This is a genomic window from Streptomyces sp. DI166 (genome assembly GCF_900091315.1).
Lineage (GTDB): Bacteria > Actinomycetota > Actinomycetes > Streptomycetales > Streptomycetaceae > Streptomyces > Streptomyces fuscus.
On sequence record NZ_FLSP01000045.1, the window covers coordinates 1 to 20577 of the forward strand.

21 protein-coding genes, 1 tRNA gene and 2 pseudogenes are annotated in these 20577 nt (G+C 65.5%); 19 read left to right on the top strand and 5 right to left on the bottom strand.

The window, feature by feature from the left end; translation table 11 throughout:
- The 6 genes and pseudogenes from GA0115233_RS42410 to GA0115233_RS21890 form a co-directional block, all read left to right on the top strand.
- Nucleotides 1-194 (top strand): annotated as a pseudogene (locus GA0115233_RS42410) (hypothetical protein); the annotation flags it as partial.
- 570 nt (nucleotides 195-764) lie between these two features.
- A complete protein-coding gene (locus GA0115233_RS40675; RefSeq protein ID WP_141689549.1) occupies nucleotides 765-1253 on the top strand; it encodes a DUF5677 domain-containing protein in 489 nt (162 codons plus the stop codon).
- A 353-nt stretch (nucleotides 1254-1606) separates the two neighbouring features.
- Nucleotides 1607-2158 (top strand): hypothetical protein, encoded by a 552-nt coding sequence (locus GA0115233_RS21875; RefSeq protein ID WP_093721968.1) that lies wholly within the window; start codon nucleotides 1607-1609, stop codon nucleotides 2156-2158.
- Between the two features lie 362 nt (nucleotides 2159-2520).
- Entirely contained in the window at nucleotides 2521-4695 is a 2175-nt protein-coding gene (locus tag GA0115233_RS21880) for a site-specific DNA-methyltransferase (RefSeq protein ID WP_093721969.1), read from the top strand.
- Nucleotides 4696-4702: 7 nt separating this feature from the next.
- Complete coding sequence (locus GA0115233_RS21885) at nucleotides 4703-7303, top strand: DEAD/DEAH box helicase (protein WP_093721970.1); 2601 nt, start codon at nucleotides 4703-4705, stop codon at nucleotides 7301-7303.
- A 518-nt stretch (nucleotides 7304-7821) separates the two neighbouring features.
- Complete coding sequence (locus GA0115233_RS21890) at nucleotides 7822-9600, top strand: IS481 family transposase (RefSeq protein ID WP_093722021.1); 1779 nt, start codon at nucleotides 7822-7824, stop codon at nucleotides 9598-9600.
- 40 nt (nucleotides 9601-9640) lie between these two features.
- On the opposite strand, the gene GA0115233_RS21895 is transcribed toward GA0115233_RS21890, so the two are convergent.
- Genes GA0115233_RS21895 through GA0115233_RS21905 form a run of 3 tightly spaced genes read right to left on the bottom strand, consistent with a single transcriptional unit; the run spans nucleotide 9641 to nucleotide 10927 of the window.
- The gene (locus GA0115233_RS21895; RefSeq protein ID WP_093721971.1) at nucleotides 9641-10036 is read right to left on the bottom strand and encodes a hypothetical protein; all 396 of its coding nucleotides are present in this window, start codon (nucleotides 10034-10036) and stop codon (nucleotides 9641-9643) included.
- Nucleotides 10030-10473, bottom strand: a complete 444-nt coding sequence (locus tag GA0115233_RS21900) for an ATP-binding protein (RefSeq protein ID WP_093721972.1) — start codon at nucleotides 10471-10473, stop codon at nucleotides 10030-10032. Before GA0115233_RS21900 ends, GA0115233_RS21895 begins: the two co-directional genes overlap by 7 nt.
- A 46-nt stretch (nucleotides 10474-10519) precedes the next feature.
- Nucleotides 10520-10927: an NUDIX hydrolase gene (locus GA0115233_RS21905; protein WP_093721973.1), complete on the bottom strand. Its 408-nt coding sequence runs from the start codon at nucleotides 10925-10927 to the stop codon at nucleotides 10520-10522.
- Between the two features lie 107 nt (nucleotides 10928-11034).
- Between GA0115233_RS21905 and GA0115233_RS21910 the strand changes: the two genes are divergently transcribed.
- The 10 genes and pseudogenes from GA0115233_RS21910 (at nucleotide 11035) to GA0115233_RS21955 (ending at nucleotide 17827) form a co-directional block, all read left to right on the top strand.
- Complete coding sequence (locus GA0115233_RS21910) at nucleotides 11035-11823, top strand: GntR family transcriptional regulator (protein ID WP_093721974.1); 789 nt, start codon at nucleotides 11035-11037, stop codon at nucleotides 11821-11823.
- 171 nt (nucleotides 11824-11994) lie between these two features.
- Nucleotides 11995-12351 carry an SCO3933 family regulatory protein gene (locus GA0115233_RS21915; protein ID WP_093721975.1) on the top strand — a complete coding sequence of 119 codons (357 nt, stop codon included), beginning with the start codon at nucleotides 11995-11997 and terminating at the stop codon, nucleotides 12349-12351.
- A pseudogene (locus tag GA0115233_RS21920) lies at nucleotides 12351-13662 on the top strand (FtsK/SpoIIIE domain-containing protein). Before GA0115233_RS21915 ends, GA0115233_RS21920 begins: the two are co-directional and overlap by 1 nt.
- A 90-nt stretch (nucleotides 13663-13752) precedes the next feature.
- Nucleotides 13753-14328 (top strand): DUF2637 domain-containing protein, encoded by a 576-nt coding sequence (locus GA0115233_RS21925; RefSeq protein ID WP_093721976.1) that lies wholly within the window; start codon nucleotides 13753-13755, stop codon nucleotides 14326-14328.
- A 12-nt stretch (nucleotides 14329-14340) separates the two neighbouring features.
- A complete protein-coding gene (locus GA0115233_RS21930) occupies nucleotides 14341-14532 on the top strand; it encodes a mobile element transfer protein (RefSeq protein WP_093721977.1) in 192 nt (63 codons plus the stop codon).
- 16 nt (nucleotides 14533-14548) lie between these two features.
- Nucleotides 14549-14743 (top strand): hypothetical protein, encoded by a 195-nt coding sequence (locus tag GA0115233_RS21935; RefSeq protein ID WP_093721978.1) that lies wholly within the window; start codon nucleotides 14549-14551, stop codon nucleotides 14741-14743.
- 25 nt (nucleotides 14744-14768) lie between these two features.
- Nucleotides 14769-15014 (top strand): SpdD protein, encoded by a 246-nt coding sequence (locus GA0115233_RS21940; protein WP_093721979.1) that lies wholly within the window; start codon nucleotides 14769-14771, stop codon nucleotides 15012-15014.
- Between the two features lie 118 nt (nucleotides 15015-15132).
- Nucleotides 15133-16443, top strand: a complete 1311-nt coding sequence (locus GA0115233_RS21945) for a replication initiator (RefSeq protein ID WP_093721980.1) — start codon at nucleotides 15133-15135, stop codon at nucleotides 16441-16443.
- Nucleotides 16440-16652: an excisionase family DNA-binding protein gene (locus tag GA0115233_RS21950; RefSeq protein WP_093721981.1), complete on the top strand. Its 213-nt coding sequence runs from the start codon at nucleotides 16440-16442 to the stop codon at nucleotides 16650-16652. Before GA0115233_RS21945 ends, GA0115233_RS21950 begins: the two co-directional genes overlap by 4 nt.
- Nucleotides 16652-17827 carry a tyrosine-type recombinase/integrase gene (locus GA0115233_RS21955; RefSeq protein WP_093721982.1) on the top strand — a complete coding sequence of 392 codons (1176 nt, stop codon included), beginning with the start codon at nucleotides 16652-16654 and terminating at the stop codon, nucleotides 17825-17827. Before GA0115233_RS21950 ends, GA0115233_RS21955 begins: the two co-directional genes overlap by 1 nt.
- A 49-nt stretch (nucleotides 17828-17876) precedes the next feature.
- Here the strand turns inward: GA0115233_RS21955 and GA0115233_RS21960 are convergent.
- A tRNA-Gly gene (locus tag GA0115233_RS21960) sits at nucleotides 17877-17950 on the bottom strand.
- A gap of 276 nt (nucleotides 17951-18226) precedes the next feature.
- Between GA0115233_RS21960 and GA0115233_RS41140 the strand changes: the two genes are divergently transcribed.
- The 3 genes from GA0115233_RS41140 (at nucleotide 18227) to GA0115233_RS21970 (ending at nucleotide 19534) form a co-directional block, all read left to right on the top strand.
- Nucleotides 18227-18385 (top strand): hypothetical protein, encoded by a 159-nt coding sequence (locus tag GA0115233_RS41140; protein WP_176711896.1) that lies wholly within the window; start codon nucleotides 18227-18229, stop codon nucleotides 18383-18385.
- Between the two features lie 70 nt (nucleotides 18386-18455).
- Nucleotides 18456-19031: a dCTP deaminase gene (gene dcd / locus GA0115233_RS21965; protein WP_093721983.1), complete on the top strand. Its 576-nt coding sequence runs from the start codon at nucleotides 18456-18458 to the stop codon at nucleotides 19029-19031.
- Nucleotides 19032-19033: 2 nt separating this feature from the next.
- A complete protein-coding gene (locus GA0115233_RS21970) occupies nucleotides 19034-19534 on the top strand; it encodes a phosphoribosyltransferase (protein ID WP_093721984.1) in 501 nt (166 codons plus the stop codon).
- A gap of 85 nt (nucleotides 19535-19619) precedes the next feature.
- Here GA0115233_RS21970 and GA0115233_RS21975 read toward each other — a convergent pair whose 3' ends face one another.
- Nucleotides 19620-20573 carry a Yip1 family protein gene (locus GA0115233_RS21975; RefSeq protein WP_093721985.1) on the bottom strand — a complete coding sequence of 318 codons (954 nt, stop codon included), beginning with the start codon at nucleotides 20571-20573 and terminating at the stop codon, nucleotides 19620-19622.
- Between the last annotated feature and the right edge of the window lie 4 nt (nucleotides 20574-20577).

Consider the following 20577-nt stretch of genomic DNA (forward strand, 5'->3'; position numbering starts at 1 on the left):
TCGGCGCGTACGGCCCCATGCGCCCCGAGGAGCTGGTCGGCCTCCGTCGCTGTGACGTCGACCTCGACAACCTGGTGATCCGCGTCCGTGCCGCCGAGCCTGAGCGGACCAACGGCAAGCGTGCTCCCGGCGGTACCGAGTCCGACGCGGTGTCCGGGCCGTCGTCCTTCCGGCCTTCCTCCACAAGGAGGTGAAAGCAACACCTCGCATGGTTCGCCGGGAAGGGGCCTGACGGCCTGGTCTTCGGCGGGGCGTAGGGAGCTCCCTTCCGCCGCACCTCCTTCGGCCGGAAGTGGCGGCGTGCCCGTGCCGTAGTCGGTCTCCCAGGCGGCTTCCGCTTCTACGATCTTCGTCACACCGGACACACCCTCTCGACCCGTTCAGGCGCCACCCTCAAGGACACGGTGGTCCGCGCCGGCCAGTCCTCCGAGAAAGCCGCGCTGATCTATCAGCACTCCGATGAAGAGCGGCAGCGTGACGCGGCGGCCGGGCTCGACGACATGGTCCGCGCTGAGCGGACGAGGCAGAAGTGTGACCCAGCTCAACACGCCGTCTCGTGAAGTCTGTCGGCTTCACCGTGAGGGGAGGGCTTCCAACGCTCCCCTCACGTATGGCGGTTGGCGACCCAGAGCGGCACTCTGTGTTTGGGCAATTATTCGCGAACCAGTCTGTTCATACTCAAGTAGCCTTATTCATCCCATTCGAGACGAGAAGGTACATGAGTAGCGTCCCTCCAGAGCAGTACCGTGAGGCCGTCGAGAAGGATGGTCGCCGACTGCCGGGCGGCGGGACCTATCGAGACGAAGCAGCGCAAGTACCGGTCCGTTCTCATTGGGCATGGATGGTGCGACGAGGTGCACCGTCTTGCTGAGGCATCCCTGTATCTCGTCGATCACGGATACGGTCATGAGGCACTGATCCTGCTCCGCACCATGTTCGAGACCACGATCAGCCTGCACTGGCTCTCGCAGAAGGGCGATGCTGGAGCGCTCGGGGTGTTTGCCGAGGGAAGCCGCCTGAACCGAGCCGCTGCCGAGGACATGCAGAAGGGGTTCAACGTACCGAAAGCCGCGCAAGCAGTTCCTGCGCTCGATCGCGAGGGAACTTGGGCTGGCTCCGGTCCTGCCTCAGGTGAGCTAGTCAAGTCGGCGGCTGGCCGTAATGGTGCGGATGTGGTGCGCACTCCGCCCACCGGTCTAGACAACAAAGAACCCCCGGGCCACTGGCCTGGGGGTTTCGCATGGAGCGGGTGACGAGAATCGAACTCGCGCTCTCAGCTTGGGAAGCTTGGGTTCCTTGGCGACTGTTGGTGCGTTGACCTGCGTTGGGGTGGCGCTAGAGTCTCGACGTACCTGAGTCAAGTTCCCGCGGTTCCCCGTCGTTCTCTGCAGGATCTGGCACGCGAATGGCACGCTCGAACGTCCCGTGGCGGAGCAGGGTCCAGGAGGAGCTGAGCCTTGGCCGACCGCAGTGAGCCCCGACGGTGGGGCTGCGCGGCGGTCCCTGTTGGGACGATCCAGCGGTGCTGGGTGAAGTGCGTTACCAGAGAACCCAGCTGGCATCAACGAGAGTTGACAACTCATAAACCTGAGATGATGCTCTCGCCATGGCGAACGCATTCAGTGAGCGGGTGGCCCGGCTCAACACCCATTCAGGCAAGACGTACCAGGAGATGGCTCACGACTGCGACTTCAAGCGGTCAGTGACCTGGTGGAACAAGGTGCGGTGGAACCAGATCGAGAATCCTCCGGAGCCGGGCCTGTTCCCGTACCTTGCCAAGGCCCTGCAGGTTCCACAGCGCCGAGTCGCGGAAATGGTGGCCGAGCAGTGGTGCGGCGTCCGACCCGACGACACCGTGCCTGAGCGCCTGCGATCCATTCTCTCCGTACTCCGGGAAGTGGATGAGAGGGATCTACTGGTCATGCATGAGATGGCGATGACCCTGTACCGCAAGCGCATGATCAGACTGGAGAGGGACCAACTCTCCGCCGAGCTTCTGATGGCGTACATAGAGGGCGGCGAGGGGCCCCTCACCTTGGAGCAACTGCGAAAGCTCAGGCGCTCTGAGCTGTACGCCGTCAAGCATGACCCGAGTGTGGAAGTCGAACCCGATGCTCAGGCAATGCTCGACGCCCTCCCAGACCCCGAGGAGGAGTGACAAGGGGCCGAATCCGGTCGGCAACCAATCAGCATCGAGGCATAAACAGACCAGCGAGCGTGATTATGGTCGTGCGCATCACCCCAGAGTGTCAACAGCGACTCTCGTTGACACTCTGGGGTGATGCGCACGGCTCCGGAGGCCGTTAGCGAGGACCACGATGGTGCAGGTCACAAGGCAGTCAACGGACCAGAGCCTCGGCCTCGTCCACACATAGTCCACGCAGTGCGCTAGCGCTGACGCTAAGGCTTGGGACCTGCGTCTGCTCCAACCTGCCCTCCGCGCGCTGTGCAGCCGATAGCCTTTCATGCGCTGGTGAAGCCATGGAAGCAAGTAGTGGACGGCGGGAAGGACAGGACCGAGTGTCGACGTTGAGCAACCTCCTGCGGCAAGTTGGGCAGAAGGATCCGCAGCTGGCTGTCGACCTAGCGAGGGAGGTGGAAGCGCTAGGCCGGCGTCGCCGCTTCGGACTCAACTTCGAACGCCACGTGCCTGAGACGGTTGACCTGCCAGGGCGGCCGGTTCGCAAGGGCGACAAGGTGCGTTTCCTAGCCGAGCGAGGGGCGCCTCCCAAGTCAGTCGATCAGCGCATCTGGAGAGTCGTTGGTCTCACGCGTACTGAGAGTGGGCGCGTCGCCACCCTCACTCGTCAAGACACCTCCGATGCGGAGGTTGAGACCGTAACCCGCTCCGTAGATGATCTCGTCGTCGTAGCGGAGTTTCGTGACGCCATTTTCCCCGGCCTCGTTTCTACTGGCAAAGTTGAGCGAGGTGGAGAAAAGCCGTTCCATTCTGTTATCAACGCGGAGAACTATCACGCACTGCAGACCTTGCTCTTCACTCATGAGGGCAAGGTAGACGCCATCTTCATCGACCCCCCATACAATACTCGCGACAATGATTGGAAGTACAATAACGATTACGTAGATCCGGATGACGACTACGCCCACTCAAAGTGGCTGGCTTTCATGGAGCGGCGCCTAAAACTCGCGAAGCGTCTCCTTAATCCAGAGTCATCTGCCCTTATTGTAACAATCGATGAGAAAGAAGTCCTTCGTCTGGGTCTGCTGCTCGAACAGACCTTCCCAGAGGCCGCCATTCAGATGGTGACGTCTGTCATTAGTGCAAAGGGAGCAGTGCGGCGCGGAAAATTTTCACGAGTCGAGGAGCATATCTTCTTCTTGACCTTCGGGGAGGCGAAAATTCACCCGTGGGAAAGTAACATGCTCCCGTCATATAAGGAAACACAGGAAGACGAAGCCGCCGAGGAGGAGCAAGCTACTCCCAAGCCAATCGAATGGCTCGGATTGCGACGTAGGGAGCCATCCAGCGTCCGCGGTTCACGGCCTAATCAGTTCTATCCTATCTTCGTGTCCCGTGAGGATGGGACTCTGCACTCTATCGGTGATCCGATCGATGATGACGTCGATCGATCTGCCGTTCCCACCCCTGCGGGTACTGTCGCACTCTGGCCACTAAAGCCTGACGGGACGGAAATGCTGTGGGGGTTGACTCCTGAAGTTCTGAGAAAAAATTGGGCTAACGGCTTCGCGCGGGTTAAGAACTGGAAGCCGGCCACGGCAAAGGGTACGGTTTATTACCTGCCCAGTGGCACTATTGAGCGCATCCGCAAGGGAGAAATCACTATCACTGGGCGAGCTGCGGATGGCGCCGTAGAGGGACACGTCACGCCTGACAGCTCAGTCGTCACTCCGCCGAAGCGGGTGTGGAATATGGCGTCACACAATGCTGAGATCGGTGGTACAAGTATTCTGTCAGCGCTTATTCCGAAGCGCCACTTCCCGTACCCTAAGTCTCTGTTTGCCGTTGAGGACATCCTGCGCTTCGTCGTCGGCCCCAAGAAAAATGCTCTTGTCGTTGACTTCTTCGGCGGCTCTGGCACTACGGCCCATGCCGTTATGCGTCTTAATCGCCAAGACGGAGGATCCCGATCCAGCATCATCATCACAAATAACGAGGTTTCAGCGAACGAGCAGGCTCGGCTGCGAGCACAGGGATTGCGACCCGGCGATGCTGAATGGGAGCGACTCGGTATCTGCGACTTCATCACTAAACCGCGACTACAAGCGGCAGTCACAGGTTTGACCCCTGAAGGAAAGCCGGTTAAAGGGAAATACAGGTTCGTCGACCAATTTCCCATGTCGGATGGCTTCGATGAGAACATCGAATTCTTCACGATGACATATGAAGCTCCGCGAGCAGTTGCACATCACCGTTCTTTCGAGGCTGTGGCGCCACTGCTTTGGCTTAAGGCTGGAGCACAAGGGCGCCGTATAGAGAAGGCCCGCGATGATTTTGATATCACCGACGTGTACGGCGTGCTATTCGACATGGATTACTCGCACGACTTTCTGACCGCTCTTGCAGAGGTCGACAGCGTACGAATGGCATTCATCGTCACTGACGACGACCGTAGCTTCCAGATGGTCTGCTCCGAGCTTCCAGGTCATGTCGAACCAGTGCGCTTGTACGAGTCTTACCTGACGAATTTCACGATCAACACGGGCAGGGAGTGATTGTACGATGCGATTTACTCTGAAGGAGTACCAGAACGACGCTGTGGGTCAAATGTTGACCTACTTTTCTGACGCCCGTGAGGATTTCCATCGGAAAGGCCGTAACGTCTCCTTCTCTCTCGCAGCCACTACTGGTGCTGGTAAAACCGTCATGGCTGCCGCGGTTATCGAATCTCTGTTCCTCGGTAATGACGATTGGGATTTTGAAGCCGACCCCGGTGCGGTAGTTTTGTGGTTCACGGACGATCCGTCTCTCAACGAGCAGACTCGCTTGCGGCTAGTCGAGGCGGCAGGTGACCGCATCGCGCACTCCCAACTGCAGGTCATCGAGAACACTTTCAATCGAGAGAAGTTCGAATCGGGGAAGGTGTACTTTCTCAATTCACAGAAGCTTTCGAAGACGTCGCTGCTTGTTAGGGGAGCGGCAGAGGACGAGCAGACGCCTCTAGTTGAGCGCTCGGTGTCGCCGGACCTGCGTGCCTTTACCATCTGGGAGACAATCAAGAACACCATTGAGGATGACCGCCTGACTCTCTATCTGATTCTTGACGAGGCGCATAAGGGAATGCGGAAGCTCACTAAAAGCGACCGCGAGGACAGGACCACTATTGTGAAGCGCCTGATCAACGGGGGTAGCGGGGTGCCCCCGGTCCCGGTGGTGTGGGGCATTTCTGCGACAATTGAACGGTTCTCGGAAGCGATGTCGCAGGCGCAAGGGCGCTTCACCTACCCGGACTACGAGGTTGACCCAGCTTTGATCCAGGAGTCCGGCCTCCTCAAAGACGATATTCGTCTCGACTTCCCCTCGGAATCAGGTGTATTCGACACCGTCCTTCTCAAGCGAGGGACGCGAAAAGTACGCGAGTCAACCCTGCAGTGGAAGCAATACGCCGAAGAGCAAGGCACGACGTCGGACCCAGTTGTACCGCTCCTAGTGGTGCAGGTCCCTAACACCCCCTCAGATAGCTTGCTGGTATCGGCCATCGATACTATCCGGGAAGAGTGGCCAGAACTGCCCGCCGGCAGCATCGCGCATGTATTCGGAGAACACGCCAACATTCAGCTGGGCGATTACGTGATTCCGTATGTAGCGCCGGAGAAGGTCCAGGATAGGTCGCACATCAGAGTCATCCTTGCCAAGGACGCTATCTCCACAGGTTGGGACTGCCCTCGGGCTGAGGTGCTCGTATCTTTTCGCCCGGCTTCAGACAAGACGCATATTACACAGCTTTTGGGTCGCATGGTTCGGACTCCACTAGCGCGTCGCATTACCGGTAACGATCGCCTCAACTCCGTCGAGTGCGTCCTTCCTTTCTTCAATCGCGCAACCGCCACTGGGGTCGCCGAGATTCTCCTCGGAAAGAGGCCTGGTGAAGACGGCGAAGACGGCTCTGGAGGCTCCGGCGGAGGCGAGGGACGCCGCGTGCTGTACAAGCCGGTCGACATGGTCGTCAATCAGGCCATCCCGGCGGAAGTTTGGGATGCGTTTGATGCTATTCCGTCCCAGACCCTTCCGCGTAAAGCAGCAAAGCCCACCAAGCGACTCACTGCACTTGCCCAGGCTCTCTCTCGCGACCACCTCTTGTCTAACGCCCGGAAGGTTGCCTACGCGGAACTGTTCGCAGTTCTCGATGGCTTGATGGCTCGCTATAAGGAGCAGGTGCAAGCTGCAACGGCTGGCATATTGGATGTCAGGGGCGAGACCCTCGTGGCCTCGGTGCACAACAAAAATGTAACTGTAGCGGAGACATTCACTGAGATCGCGGACGAGCGCTCTGTGGATTCAGACTTCAAGATTGCGCAACGTATCCTGTCCCCGGATCTAGCGCGCAAGTATGCCGACCACATTGCAGTGGAGGATGATGACGATGACGGGCTTTTTGATGCTCACGTAAAAGTCGCTGCCTTGGCGCAAGTCAACGGTGTCCAGGAGGCTATCGATCGTGAGGCTGACGCCCTGGCGACCAAGTGGCTCTCTCAGTTCCGTGTAGCCATCAAGGGGCTGTCGGACGAACGCAAGGCCGTCTATGACGACATCGTCGCGATGTCAGTAGATCCGCAGCGCACCGAAGTTGCACGGCCCAAAGTTCGGTCCGAGGAAACAGAGGATGCGGACGGCAACAAGGTTGCAGCTAAGCCTGGTCATCTTATGGCTGACGAGAACGGCGACTTCCCTATTTCATCGCTCAACCAGTGGGAAACGAAGGTTCTGGAGTCGGAGATGGGGCAGCCAGGATTCCTGGCTTGGTATAGGAACCCGGGACGTGCCTCGGAGGATTCGCTCGCAATCGCCTACAAGGACGGCAAGGGTGATTGGCGACGTATGTGCCCTGACTTCATCTTCTTCCATGGTGATCTCTCCGACGTGAAGGTCTCTATTGTCGATCCGCACGGCTTCCATCTCCGGGATGCTCTGCCGAAGCTGGTGGGTCTGGTGGATTTCACTGAGAAGTACGGCACTGAATTCCACCGCATCGAGGCTGTGGCTGAGACGAAAGACAAGAGGCTTCGAGTACTCGACCTAAAGAGCCCCTCGGTGCGAGAAGCTATTAAGGGAGCGAGCGACGTGGAGCAGCTTTATCTGTCCGCTGCTGCGACGGATTACTGAGATTGCCTCAGGTCCGCGTTGACACGGAGAGCGCGGTCGGCGGAGCGGCTTTGGGCTGGAGCTGCTTTGGCGCGAGTGATCATGGCCCTGTACGCTTCCGGCGCGTCGGGCAGTCTGTGGACCCGCCCGGTAAAGCACGACGTTGGGGCCATGATCTTCGAGGCTCGCGCCAAAGTGGCTGCGTAAAGCCGTGTAGCCGACCGCCCCAGCCACGATGTATCCCTTCTCTGGCATCAGGCGGCTGTTTGCTGTGTGCGCGGTACGGGCGCCGGCCGGGCTGGAGCGGGACGGAGGCAGGAGCGCAGGCCCGGCCGGGGGCCGGGCCGCGCGCGGCGAGCGGAGCGAGCCGACTTGAACCCGTAGAGAAAGTTGTAACTCAGTCGCTCTGCTGGGGCTGTCCGGTCCCGGTAGATGCTTGACAGTTCGGTCCCAGCTGATGGTTGACAGCGGCCGTGTTCGGCTTTTCTGTGCGCGTCGTTGCGGTGCGTGTGGGGAGGCCGGGATTGGCGCTGGTGGAGTTGTCGGTTGTCGAGCAGAGATATCGGGCTGTGCTTGCGGTGCTGGCGGGTGCGACGGTGACGGAGGTCGCCGCGTCGCTGGGGGTGTCCAGGCAGACGGTGAGCGGGTGGAAGTCCCGGTATGAGGCCTCGGGTCTGGCTGGGCTGGCGGACCGGTCGCGTAGGCCGGCGTCGTGTCCGCATCAGGCGTCTGCCGAGGTGGAGGCGGCGGTGTGTGAGCTGCGGCGTAAGCATCCGAGGTGGGGTCCGCGGCGGATCGCGTTCGTGCTGGAGCGGTCCGGTGCCGTCACGCCGGTTCCGTCGCGGATGACCGTCTATCGGATCCTGGTCCGCCATGGGCTGATCGAGCCGGGGGTGCGGCGCCGGAAGCGGTCGGATTACAAGCGCTGGCAGCGGGACCGTCCGATGCAGTTGTGGCAGATGGACATCGTAGGCGGCCTCCTGCTGGCCGATGGCAGCGAGTGCAAGATGGTCACCGGGATCGATGACCACTCCCGCTTCATGGTGATCGCGAAAGTGGTGCAGCGGGCCACGGCCCGGGCGGTCTGCTCGGCCTTCGGTGAGGCACTGGTGCGGTTCGGAGTGCCGGAGGAGGTGCTGACGGACAACGGAAAGCAGTTCACCGCCCGCTTCGGTCCCGGCAAGCCGGGCGAGACGATGTTCGACCGGATCTGCCGGGAGAACGGCATCACTCACCGGCTCACCCGCCCGCAGTCCCCGACGACCACGGGGAAGATCGAACGCTTCCACCAGACCCTGCGGCGTGAACTCCTCGACGACCATGAGCCGTTCATCGACCTGGGGGCGGCGCAGGCGGTGGTGGATGCCTGGCTGGAGGACTACAACCGGATGCGGCCGCACCAGGCCCTGGCCATGGCCGTCCCGGCCAGTCGCTTCGTCCCCCGGCCTCGGTCCGAGCAGGACGCCCTGCCGGTGGTCCTGCCCGCCCGCCTCGACCCGGTCCCGAGCCCGGACGTTCCAGCCCCTGCGGCTGAGTCGGCGGCCGTGGCCTGGCCGATGGCCCAGGGCGAGGTCGGCGCCATCGAGCTGGAACGGGTGGTGCCCGCCTCGGGGAACCTGAGCCTGCGCGGGCAGCAGATCTGGTTCGGCCCGGCGCTGGCCGGCACCACGGTGACCTTGCGGATCGACGTGAACCGCCTGCACGTCCTCATCGGCGGCGGCCGGCACAAGACCCTGCCCTCGAAGCTGTCCGGCCGGGACCTCAAAGCCCTGCTGGCGGGCGGAGGCGCCCGACCCGCCGGACCATGGGCGGACGACCCCGGCCCGGCGAAGGACACGAAGGGGCCGGTGGAGGTGGACCGCACCGTGAATGCGGTCGGCTACGTCGGCCTGGGCGGCGACAAGGTCCTGATCGGCTGGCCGTTCGCCGGACAACGGGTCACCCTCCGGCTCGACGGGAGAGTCCTGCAGGTCCTCGACGAGCAGCGTGTCCTGAAGGTCACCCTGCCCAGCCCACTGCCGGCCTCGGCCTGCGGACGTCTGCAAGGGGGCCGTCCGGCCGGGCCACCTCCCCAGCTGCCACCGCCCGCCGAACAGATCGCGGAGCGGACGGTCAGCAGCGTCGGAGGCTTCATGGTCGCCGGACAGCGCATCCAGCTCGGCCGCGGCTATGCCCACCAGGTCGTCACCGCCCACCTGGACGAGGAAACGATCCGCGTCTTCCACGGCCAGGAGCTGATCACCACCGTCCCGCGTGTCACCAGGAAGGAGGTGGTGGTCCGCAAGTCCGGCGAGCACAACCGCCGGAAGATCGTCTAGGGAAGACGTCAAGCATCACCCGACGCCAACCCGTCAACCATCAACTGAGACTCGACACGCTCTGCTGGGGCTTGAAATCGTATGCGCAGGATGGGAGTTCGGCGTCCTGGCGGTGTGCGAGCGGCAGGAAGAGCGCTGGGCGGATCGTCCACGTCACTCGGGTGTGGGCCTGCGTGACTGTCACCGTGCAGGGCTCTGTACGCAGCAGGGCCTGACGCGTATCAACGCGGCCGTCGTACAGCCATTCCCATGCCTCGTCGCTGGCTTCCGGGTCCAGCATCGGTGTGATCGTCCGCAGCGTCACCGCGACCCACTGGTCCGCCTGCTGGGCCGAGCCGGCGTCGAAGGAAGCGAGAAGGAACGGCCCCCGGCCGCTATCCACGTCCTCCGTCCAGCACTCGCACCAAAAGCCCCGCCGGACCCCCGCCCTCAGCATCCCTGCCCTCCCCACGGCCCACCCGTGACCAGTTCCGCCGTGACCGTGCAGCCCCCATCGCCCCTCCGAATCAGCACCCGGTGTGCGAGGCTCCCGACCAGTCCCAGCCCCCGCCCATGCTCGGCCTCCTGGTCCTGGTCCTCTTGGCCGACCTGCCCGAACTCCGGTGCAGTCTCCGCACCCCCGTCGTCCGTTACCGACACCGCAACCACTCGCGCCGACACAGCCACCGCCAGATGGAAGCTCCCGGCCGCCGCCCCGCTCGCCGTGTGCCGCACCGCGTTCGTGCTCAGCTCGCTCACGATCAGTTCCGCGTCGTCGGCTAACGGAGAGTCCCGCAGGATGTCCCGCGTCCACCGGCGGGCTCTGCTGACCTCTTCCGGGAATCCCGGGCAAGTGAGTCCCCAGACGCGGGCTGTACTCATATACTCGTGCATACAAGTTCTTTCATGCTGGTAGGCCGCCATGTGCAGCGGGTTCGGGCTAGACGAGTTTCACGCCGTCGTGGGCGCGGATGGCCGGCGGGGTCGTCGCGTCGAGTGCGTCGGTGACGCGGATCGCGTACGCCTCGTCGGCGAGTTCGGTGACCTCTTCGCGGGTGGCCCAGCGCAGGGCGCGGGTCTCGCTTCCGGTGGTGGGCACACCGTCGGCGGCCTCGCACCGGAAGACGAGGGAGACGATCAGGCCCGCCATGTTCTTGTAGACGCCGGTCAGGGTCGCGGGAAGCGCGATCTTGATGCCGGTTTCTTCGAGGACTTCGCGTTGCAGGGCCTCGGGGATGGTTTCCTCGCGTTCGAGGACGCCGCCCGGAGGCTCCCACTTGCCGTTGTCCCGGCGCTGGATGAGAAGGGCCCGGCCCTGGTCGTCGACGACGACTCCGGCCACGCTCACGGAGTGCGGGCGTTCAGTGCTCACGTTCCTCGGCCCTCTCGGCTGGCTAGGCTCTCCACCGTAGCAACAACACTCGCCCACTCGTCTAGATACCTAAAGGAGTACACGTGAGCCCTCTTCCTTCGGGCCTCTTGGGTGATCTCGACCCCACGAGCGATCGTGCGGTCTTCCGGCAGATCGCCGACCAATTGCGCGAGGCCATCGACCGTGGGCGATTCAAGGAGGGCGAGAAGCTACCCTCCGAGGCCGAGCTGGTGGACCACTACGGGGTGTCCCGCATGACGGTCCGCAACTCCTTCTCCATCCTCCAGGGTGAGGGCCTGGTCCACGCCGAGCACGGCAAGGGCGTCTTCGTCCGGCCCCGGCCGCCGGTACGCCGCCTCGCCTCCGACCGGTTCGCCCGCCGCCACCGCGAGCAGGGCAAGTCCGCCTTCATCGTCGAAGCCGATGCCGCCGGAAGTCACCCCCAGGTCGACAGCCTGGAAGTGAAGGAGGAGAAGGCCACCCAGGACATCTCCGCCCGCCTCGGCTCCGTACGGCGGGTTCTGGCCCGGCGTCGTCGCTACCTTCTCGACGGCCGGCCCGTCGAGTTCGCCACCTCCTACCTCCCCCTCGACATCGCCCGCGGCACGCAGATCGCCGAACCCAACCCCGGACCCGGCGGCATCTACGCCCGCCTCGAAGAACTCGGCCACCGGCTCGACCATTTCGAGGAGGAGATCCGCGCCCGAATGCCCTCGCCCGCCGAGGTGAAGACACTCCGGCTCGCCTCCGGCGTACCCGTCATCCACCTCATCCGGACCGCCTTCGACACCGAGGGGCGAGCGGTCGAGGTCTGCGACACCGTGATGGCGGCTGACGCATACGTGCTGTCGTACCAGCTTCCGGCGACCTGATCGTCACGTTTTGCGGCGGTGCGTGGGGGCGATTCCCGGACTCGTACAGCCCAACACGCGTACTCGTATAGACGAGTGGGCAAGTTGAGTGGCAGAGTGATCCACACCTTCCCGGCAGTCGGGTTCGTTGGGCGCATCATGTATAGACGAGTAGATAGGAAGGGAACTCCCTTGCGTACCATCCGCGTTGAGACCTCCGCCGCCACGATCCTGCTCACCGAGGCTCCCGAGCCCAAGGTCCGTGACCGGCAGACCGGCGAGATCGCCAAGGACGCCACCAGCGGTGAGGCGCTGATGACGATCGGCGTCGTCTACATCGAGGGCGGCGAGTCCTCGCTCATCAAAGTCACCGTCCCGGAGAGCGGTGTCTCCGAGGGACTGACCCTCGGCGCCCCGGTCTCCCTGCCGGGCCTGGTCGCCCGCCCGTGGGAGTCCGTGTTCAACGGACAGCAGCGCCACGGCATCGCCTACCGGGCCGCAGCCGTCACCCCGGCCGCCTTCCCGGCCTCCATGGGGGCCGCCGCCTGATGACCGGCATAGCCACGCTCCTGGAAGTGGGTGGTCCCCTCGCCGCGCTCGGCGGCGGGGCCGCCTACGCCCGCGCCAAGTACCCGGCGGCGTACTGGTCGACGGTCGGCCTGCCGCTCTCCACCGCCCGGCTGCTCAGCTCGTACGGCTCGGTCATGGAAGCCTGCGGCCTGACCGTGGCCCCCTCCCGGCTGAGGGCCCTCGCCGTGAAGGCCACCACCCGCCGCGAGGTCCGGCCGGTCCCGACGCGGCATGATCCGGCCCACCTCCACCGGCTTACGGCTCCGAATCCGCCTCGCCCCCGGCCAGGAACCCGCCGACGTGGCCGCCTCGGCGGAACGGCTGAGGCACGCCTGGGGCGTCCACGCCGTGTACGTCTCCACCGTCCGGCCGGGCGTCGTCGACCTGCGGCTCGTCGGCTACGACGTGCTACGGCAGGTACGGATGCCCCGCAAGATCGAGGGCGCCGGACTGCTGAAGGTGCCCGTCGCCCTACGGGAGGACGCCACACCCTTCATACGCGACTACCGCACGATCCCCCACCAACTCACCCTCGGCGCAACCCTGTCCGGCAAGTCGATGTACCTGCGCCACCTCATCACCGGACTCGCCCCACAGCCCCTCGCCCTGGTCGGCATCGACTGCAAGCGGGGCGTCGAGCTGGCCCCCTTCGCCTCTCGGCTCTCAGCGTTCGCCACCGACCCGGACGAAGCCGCAGACCTCCTGCCCGCCCTCGTCGAGGAAATGGAGAACCGCTACGACCTGATCAAGGACCGACAGGGCATCGCCCCCAGCACCCCGGACGAGGAGGTCACCTCCGATATCTGGGGACTGCCGCCCCACCATCGCCCGGTCCCCATCGTCCTGTTCGTCGACGAGGTGGCCGAACTCTTCCTCGTGGCGACGAAGAAGGACGAGCAACGCCGCGACGAAATGGTCACCCAGCTCATCCGCCTCGCCCAACTCGGTCGCGCCGCAGGCATCTACCTGGAAATTTGCGGCCAGCGCTTCGGCGCCGAACTCGGCAAGGGCGCCACCATGCTCCGCGCCCAACTCACCGGACGTGTCTGCCACCGCGTCAACGACGAAGCCTCCGCCAAGATGGCCCTCGGCGACATCGCCCCCGAAGCGGTCATGGCCGCCTGCGCCATCGCCCCCGAACGGCCCGGCCTGGCCGTAGCCGGTGACACCTCCGGCGGCTGGTCCCGCATCCGCACGCCGTACCTCTCCCTCGGCGACGCGGCCGAGGCCTGCCGGAACACGGCACACATGGCGCCCGACCTCCCGGCTCTGAAGCCCTTCCGGCCGTAGCGGGCCTGGCCCGCCCCACCCCGGTCGGCGTGACAGCCCCACGCCAACTCCCTACCCCTCCCTTGCCCGAATCCGTAAAGGAGCCGCACCATGCGCGCCCACCTGGCCCGCGTCGACGCGGTGCTCGTCCAAGCGGTCATCGCCGCCGCGCTGTCCTTCGCCCACCTGCACGACGTCGCCTCGGCGGCCGGACAGGACGGGTGGAAAGCGTGGGCCTACCCGGTCAGCGTCGACCTGCTGCTCGTCGCCGCCTGGCGTCGACTCCGCTCCGGTGAGGTGAAGACGGCGGGGTGGTGCTGGTTCGTCATCGCGCTGGCCGCATCCCTCGGCGCGAACGTCGCCACCGCCGGACTGCTCGACATGAGCCAGGTGCCGGCATGGCTGCGCATCCTCGTCGCGGGCTGGCCCGCCGTCGCCTTCCTCGGCGGAACGCTCCTCGCCCACTCCGCCCCCCAACCCCAGGACGACGAACCACCCGCGCAACCGGCCATCGAGACACCGCCCGAACCTTCCGCCCTCCCCGTCCCGGCCGCCCTCCTCGAACACGCCCGCAAGGTCGCCGCCGAGCACCGCGCCCGCACCGGCACGCCCATCGACACCCCGACCCTCCCGGCCCGCCTCGGCGCACCGCCGCCCCTCGCCCAAGCCATCGCTGCCCAGCTCTGAAAGGAGCCCCGCATGACCCCCAACCGCCGCTTCCGCAACGTCGTCCGCATCGGTCCCGTCCAGGTCGGCACCTCATACGACAACCGGGGCCGCGAAACCCACACCGCCGCCTGCACGGCCCCGCGCTGCGGCTTCTCCGCCGACTACGACAGCCGGGCCGCCGCCGAGCTGGCTGCCCGCACCCACCGCTGCCCCGTCCGCTGAAAGGACTCCGTCACCCGTGACCGTCAGCCTGCCGCTCGTCGTCGTCCTCGGCTTCTTCGCCTGGGGAGCGGTCAAGTTCCTCGGCGTCCGCGTCTGGATCGTCGTCCTGATCGCCCTCTTCGGCTTCTGGCTCTCCGACACCTTCCTCGCCCCCGCCATCGAGTCCGGCACGCGTTCCGGCGTGGACGTCATAAACGGCTCACATGACTAGACGAGTAGATGAGAAAGGGTCCGCCGTGTTCCTGCCCAAGTACCCCGACAGCCCGACTCCGCCGCCCGCCCACATCCACGCGCCGACCGACCCCGCGCCCGTACGCCGCTCGCTGCCGCCAGTCTCGATCAGTGCCGGAACGGCCGTAGCCGTGATCACGGGCGGTGTGGTCCTGACCGCGCTCCTGACCGCCGTCGCCGTCTCGGCCATCTCCGTGGCGATCGCCGCCGTAGTCCTGCGCTCCCTGCTCCGCGAATACAACCGGCGCTGACCGGCGCCCGGCTCCGGGGCGGCGCGACACCGCCAAGCATCCGCCGCCCCGCAGCCTTCCCTCCCAGACCAGCAACCAGAAGGAGAACGCCATCTTCACCCGCACAACCCCGCCCCCACTGCCGGAACTCGCGAACCTGGCCTCGGACGGCAAACTTCCGGGTATCGTGCGCCAGCTCTCCACCCTGGGCGGTTGCACCCACCCGATCCGCCTCGACGGCCACCGCACCGAGTACGACATCGACACCACGACCGGAGAGATCGGCCGCGTCCTCCGCCACCTCGACTCGGCCGCCCTCCCCGCCGCGCAGCTCCTGGTCCGCTGCAACAACCGCCGCACCACCCGCTGTGCGGCCTGCGCCGAGGTCTACCGCCGCGACACCTTCCACCTGATCACCGCCGGACTCCGAGGCGGCAAGGGCACCCCCGAACAGGTCGCCGCCCACCCCCGCGTCTTCGCCACCTTCACCGCCCCCAGCTTCGGCCCGGTCCACAACTGCCCCTCCACCGGCCGCCCCTGCCGCTGCGGCACCCACCACGACCAGGACGAAACCGCCCTCGGCACACCGCTCGACCCCGACACCTACGACTACGAAGCAGCCGTCCTCTGGAACGCCCACGCCGGACAGCTCTGGCGCCGCTTCTCCACCTACCTGCGCCGCGAGGTCGCCAAGCGCGCGGGCCTCTCCCAGCGGCGGTTCCGCGAACACGCCCGCGTCTCCTTCGCCAAGGTCGCCGAGTACCAAAAGCGCGGCGCCGTCCACTTCCACGCCGTCATACGCCTTGACGGCCCCGGCGGCGGCAACACCCCACCCCCACCCTGGGCAACCGCCGAACTCCTCACCGACGCCATCAAGGCCGCCGCGACCAAGGTCCGCGTGGACGGCCCGACCATCGACGGCCGGGCCCACACCTTCACCTTCGGCCGCCAACTCGACATCCGCACGATCCGCTCCGCCGACTTCACCGGCGGCGAGGAGCTGACCGAGCGTGCGGTCGCCGCGTACATCGCCAAGTACGCCACCAAGGGCGCCGAAACGGCGACGGGAGCCCTCGACCGCCCGCTGAAGTTCGCCGCGGAACTCGCCCAGCTCGACATCAGCGACCACGCCCGCCGCCTGATCCGCACTGCCTGGACTCTCGGCGCCCGCAAGAGCCTCGAACACCTCCGCCTGCGCGCCTGGGCCCACATGCTCGGCTTCCGCGGCCACTTCTCCACCAAGTCCCGCCGCTACTCGACCACCCTCGGCGCGCTCCGCAACGCCCGCGCCGAATGGCGCCGCGCCCAAGCAACCGCCGACGAACCCGAGACGACGACATACGTCCTCGCCCACTGGGCGTTCGCCGGAACCGGCCTGTCCGACGCCGAAGCCTGGCTGGCCGCATCTCTCGAACCCGCCCCCGGAACGGAAGGAGAACCCACCACATGAACGACCGGTACCTGTCCGTCGACCAGGTGGCCGAGCTGCTCGGCACGACCGCGCGCTTTCCCCGGCGGCTGATCGAGGAACGGCGCATCCGGTACGTGAAGATCGGTCGGCACGTGCGTATCCCGCAGAGCGCGCTTGAGGAGTTCATCAGGTCCCGCACGGTCGAGCCGCTGAGGCGACCCCGCCCGAGGTACGGGAGGGCTGCCTGATGGCCAACAAGAAGGGGAGGAGGCGCCGCTTCGGAGCGATCAGGAAGCTGCCGTCCGGCCGCTATCAAGCGCGCTATCCGGGCCCTGACGGCGTGATGCGACCGGCACCGGAAACCTTCGGGACGATCGCGGACGCCGACGACTGGCTTGCCGAGAAGCAGACAGAGATCCGGCGCGGAGACTGGCGAGACCCCGATGCGGGTTCGGTCAACTTCAAGGTCTACGCGGAGAAGTGGGTGGAGGAGCGGGAGCTGTCGGTTCTGACCGAGGACCTGTACCGCTACCTTCTGGACGACCACATACTTCCCGTCTTCGGTGAGTCCGACCTCGACGAGATCACCGCGCCTCTGGTCCGCGAATGGCGTGCCGAGCGCCTTCGTACGACCAGGGCCAAGACCACGACCGCCAAGGCTTACCGGCTGCTCAAGAGCATCATGGAGACGGCCGTGGACGACGACTTGATCAAGCGCAACCCGTGCCGGATCAAGGGCGCGGGGAAGGAGAAGGCGGCCGAACGGCGCATCGCCACCGTCGCTCAGGTCGACGCCCTTGCCGATCAGCTCGGTCCGCGCTGGCGCCTGATGGTCTACCTCGGTGCGTACGGTCCGCTCCGCCCCGAGGAGCTGGCCGGCCTCCGCCGCCGGGACGTCGACGTCGAGCGCCTGAAGATCACAGTACGTGTCGCCGAACCTGAACGGACGAACGGTCGTCGCGCCCCTGGCGACACCAAGTCAGCGGCCGGTACCCGGACTATCCATCTCCCTGAGTTCCTGCGCCCGGAGCTGCGGATCCACATGGAGCTGTTCGCGGGTAAGGGGCCCGATGGTCTGGTCTTCCTCGGCGAGAAGGGTGCTCCTTTCCGCCGCAGCACCTTCGGGCGTAAGTGGCGCAAGGCCCGCACGGTCGTCGGTGTTCCCGCGGGCTTCCGTTTCTACGACCTTCGTCACACCGGGCACACGCTCTCGACCCGGTCGGGCGCCACTCTCAAGGACACGATGGTGCGTGCAGGGCAGTCCTCCGAGAAGGCGGCGCTGATCTATCAGCACTCCGACGACGAACGACAGCAGGAAGTTGCTGCCGGACTCGACGCGACCGTACGCAAGGCACGCCAGGAAGCTGCTGCGGCCGAGTCGGATGATCAGCGTTCTGGCACGAATCTGGCACGCGGCGACTGATCGCATCGGACAGCAAAAGGGCCCAGGTCTCTGACCTGGGCCTTCTTCGTGGAGCGGGTGACGAGAATCGAACTCGCGCTCTCAGCTTGGGAAGCTGATGTTCTACCATTAAACTACACCCGCGTAAGACGCCGACCGGAGTCGGTGTCCGACTGCTCGCTCACTTTACCTCATGGCTGGCCCCCGGTGCTCGGACCCCGGGGGCCTGACTGGTTTTCAGGGGTGGGATGCGGCTGCGGGGGGCCGGAGTTGGGGCGTACGGTGGGGGGCGCGTAGAGGGTCTGGGCGGGATCGGAGTGCCGCCTGGAGGGGCGTCCCTTTCATCCCGTAATGTGGGGCTTCGTCACCCGGCGGGCAGCAGCCGGGTGCGGCTCTTGGGGAAGGGACTCAAAGGACTTGATGGAGCGCACCGTCGTCCAGTGTGCCGATGGGCACGTGTTCAGCACCGCCTCGTTCCCGATGCAGCAGGCCGAGCGGCTCGGTCCCGGACGGCTGGTCCGGTGTCCGCGCTGTGCCCGGCTGCGCAGTGTCGTGCCGGTGGCCCTGGAGAAGCGGTAGGAAGAGGGAGTACCAGGCGCGCGGTGCCGTCCGATTCGGTCGGTCCGCGCGCCTTGCGTATCCTCGGGACGTGCTTCTCTCAGACAAGGACATCCGGGCCGAGATCGACGCCGGGCGGGTACGGATCGATCCCTATGACGAATCCATGGTGCAGCCGTCGAGCATCGATGTGCGGCTGGACCGCTATTTCCGGGTGTTCGAGAATCACCGGTACCCCCACATCGACCCCTCCATCGAGCAGGCCGACCTGACGCGGCTGGTGGAGCCCGAGGGGGACGAGCCGTTCATCCTGCACCCCGGTGAGTTCGTGCTCGCCTCCACGTACGAGGTCATCTCCCTGCCCGACGATCTCGCGTCGCGGCTGGAGGGGAAGAGTTCGCTGGGGCGGCTCGGGCTGGTGACGCATTCCACCGCCGGGTTCATCGATCCCGGGTTCTCCGGGCACGTGACCCTTGAGCTGAGCAACCTCGCCACCCTTCCGATCAAGCTCTGGCCGGGGATGAAGATCGGGCAGCTGTGCATGTTCCGGCTCAGCTCGCCCGCCGAGTTCCCCTACGGCAGCGAGCGCTACGGCTCCCGCTACCAGGGGCAGCGCGGGCCCACCGCCTCCCGGTCCTACCTCAACTTCCACCGGACGCAGGTGTGAGCATGAGCAGCGACGTACGCGAGAACCTCACCTACGAACGGTTCGGCGCCGCCGTACGCGAGCTCGCCCAGACCATCGCCGACGACGGCTACGAGCCCGACATCGTGCTCTCCATCGCCCGCGGTGGCGTCTTCGTCGCCGGCGGACTCGCCTACGCGCTCGACTGCAAGAACATCCATCTCGTGAACGTCGAGTTCTATACCGGGGTGGGGACCACGCTGGAGATGCCTGTCATGCTCGCTCCCGTCCCCAACGCCATCGACTTCTCCGACAAGAAGGTCCTGATCACCGACGACGTCGCCGACACCGGCAAGACGCTCAAGCTGGTCCATGACTTCTGCCTCGACCACGTCGCCGAGGTCCGCTCCGCCGTCATCTACGAGAAGTCCCACTCCCTCGTGAAGTGCGAGTACGTCTGGAAGCGGACGGACGACTGGATCAACTTCCCGTGGAGTGTCGAGCCCCCCGCGGTGAAGCGGAAAGGGCAGGTTCTCGACGCCTGACAGGGCCTGGCGATGAGAAGGAAGCGAAAAGGAAGGGCTCCCGCGCGGTATACGTGCGGGAGTCCTTTCTGCGTTCCGGGGGCTTCTAGAACGTTCCCAGCTTCACGATCGACAGCAGTGCCGCCAGTTGGATCGCTGACGCGCCCAGGGCCTTTGGCCAGGGGAGGTCGTGGCTGCGGGAGACCATCATCGTGAGGAGGGCGCCGGCCGCCACCCAGGTCGCCCAGCCGAGGATCTGGACGAAGCCCGCGTCGCCGCCGAAGAACATGGCGACGACCAGGCGGGGGGCGTCCGTGAGGGACATGATCAGCATGGAGAGGCCGACCGTGGGCTGCCAGGCGCCGTTGCCGCCGAGCTGGCGGGCCAGGGTGTGGGTGACCACGCCCAGGATGAAGGCGGACAGCATCATCGCGGCGGCCGTCGTCAGGACGATCGGGACCGCGTTGGAGAGGGTCGCGTTGATCGCGTCGTCGCGGGCCTCGTCGAAGCCGAAGACCGCGAGCATGCCGTAGAGGAACGTCACGATCAGGGCGGGGCCCCAGACCGTGTAGTCCCGCATCTGGAGGAACGTGCGGTCCGGGGAGAGGAAGATTCCCTTCAGCAGGTCCTTCCAGTGCAGGCGAGGGCCGACCGGGGCCGCGCCCGCCTGGTAGGTCTGGGCCTGGTTGTAGGGGTCGTCGTGGACCGAGAACGCCTGGGTGTGACCCGGGTTGTTCGCCGCGTACGGGTCCGGGCCGCCGCCGTGGGCGTGCGGGTGGTGTCCGCCGTCGCCGAAGTACTCCGGTTCGCCGTGGCCGCCATGGCCGCCGTAGGCGCCATGGCCGGCCTGACCTCCGTACCCGGCTCCCTGCGGGGGGTAGCCGTACGACGGGGCCTGCTGCCCGTACGGAGGTTGCTGCGGTTGCCCTTGCGGGGTCCGGTTGTCCCGGCCTCCGCGTCCCATCCTGAATCCAGCCACGTCTTCGAACGTACCTGGTCCCGGAGAGTGACGTGCCGGGCCCGGCGTTTCGGGCTCGGCTTTGCGGCCGAGCTGTGACATCCCC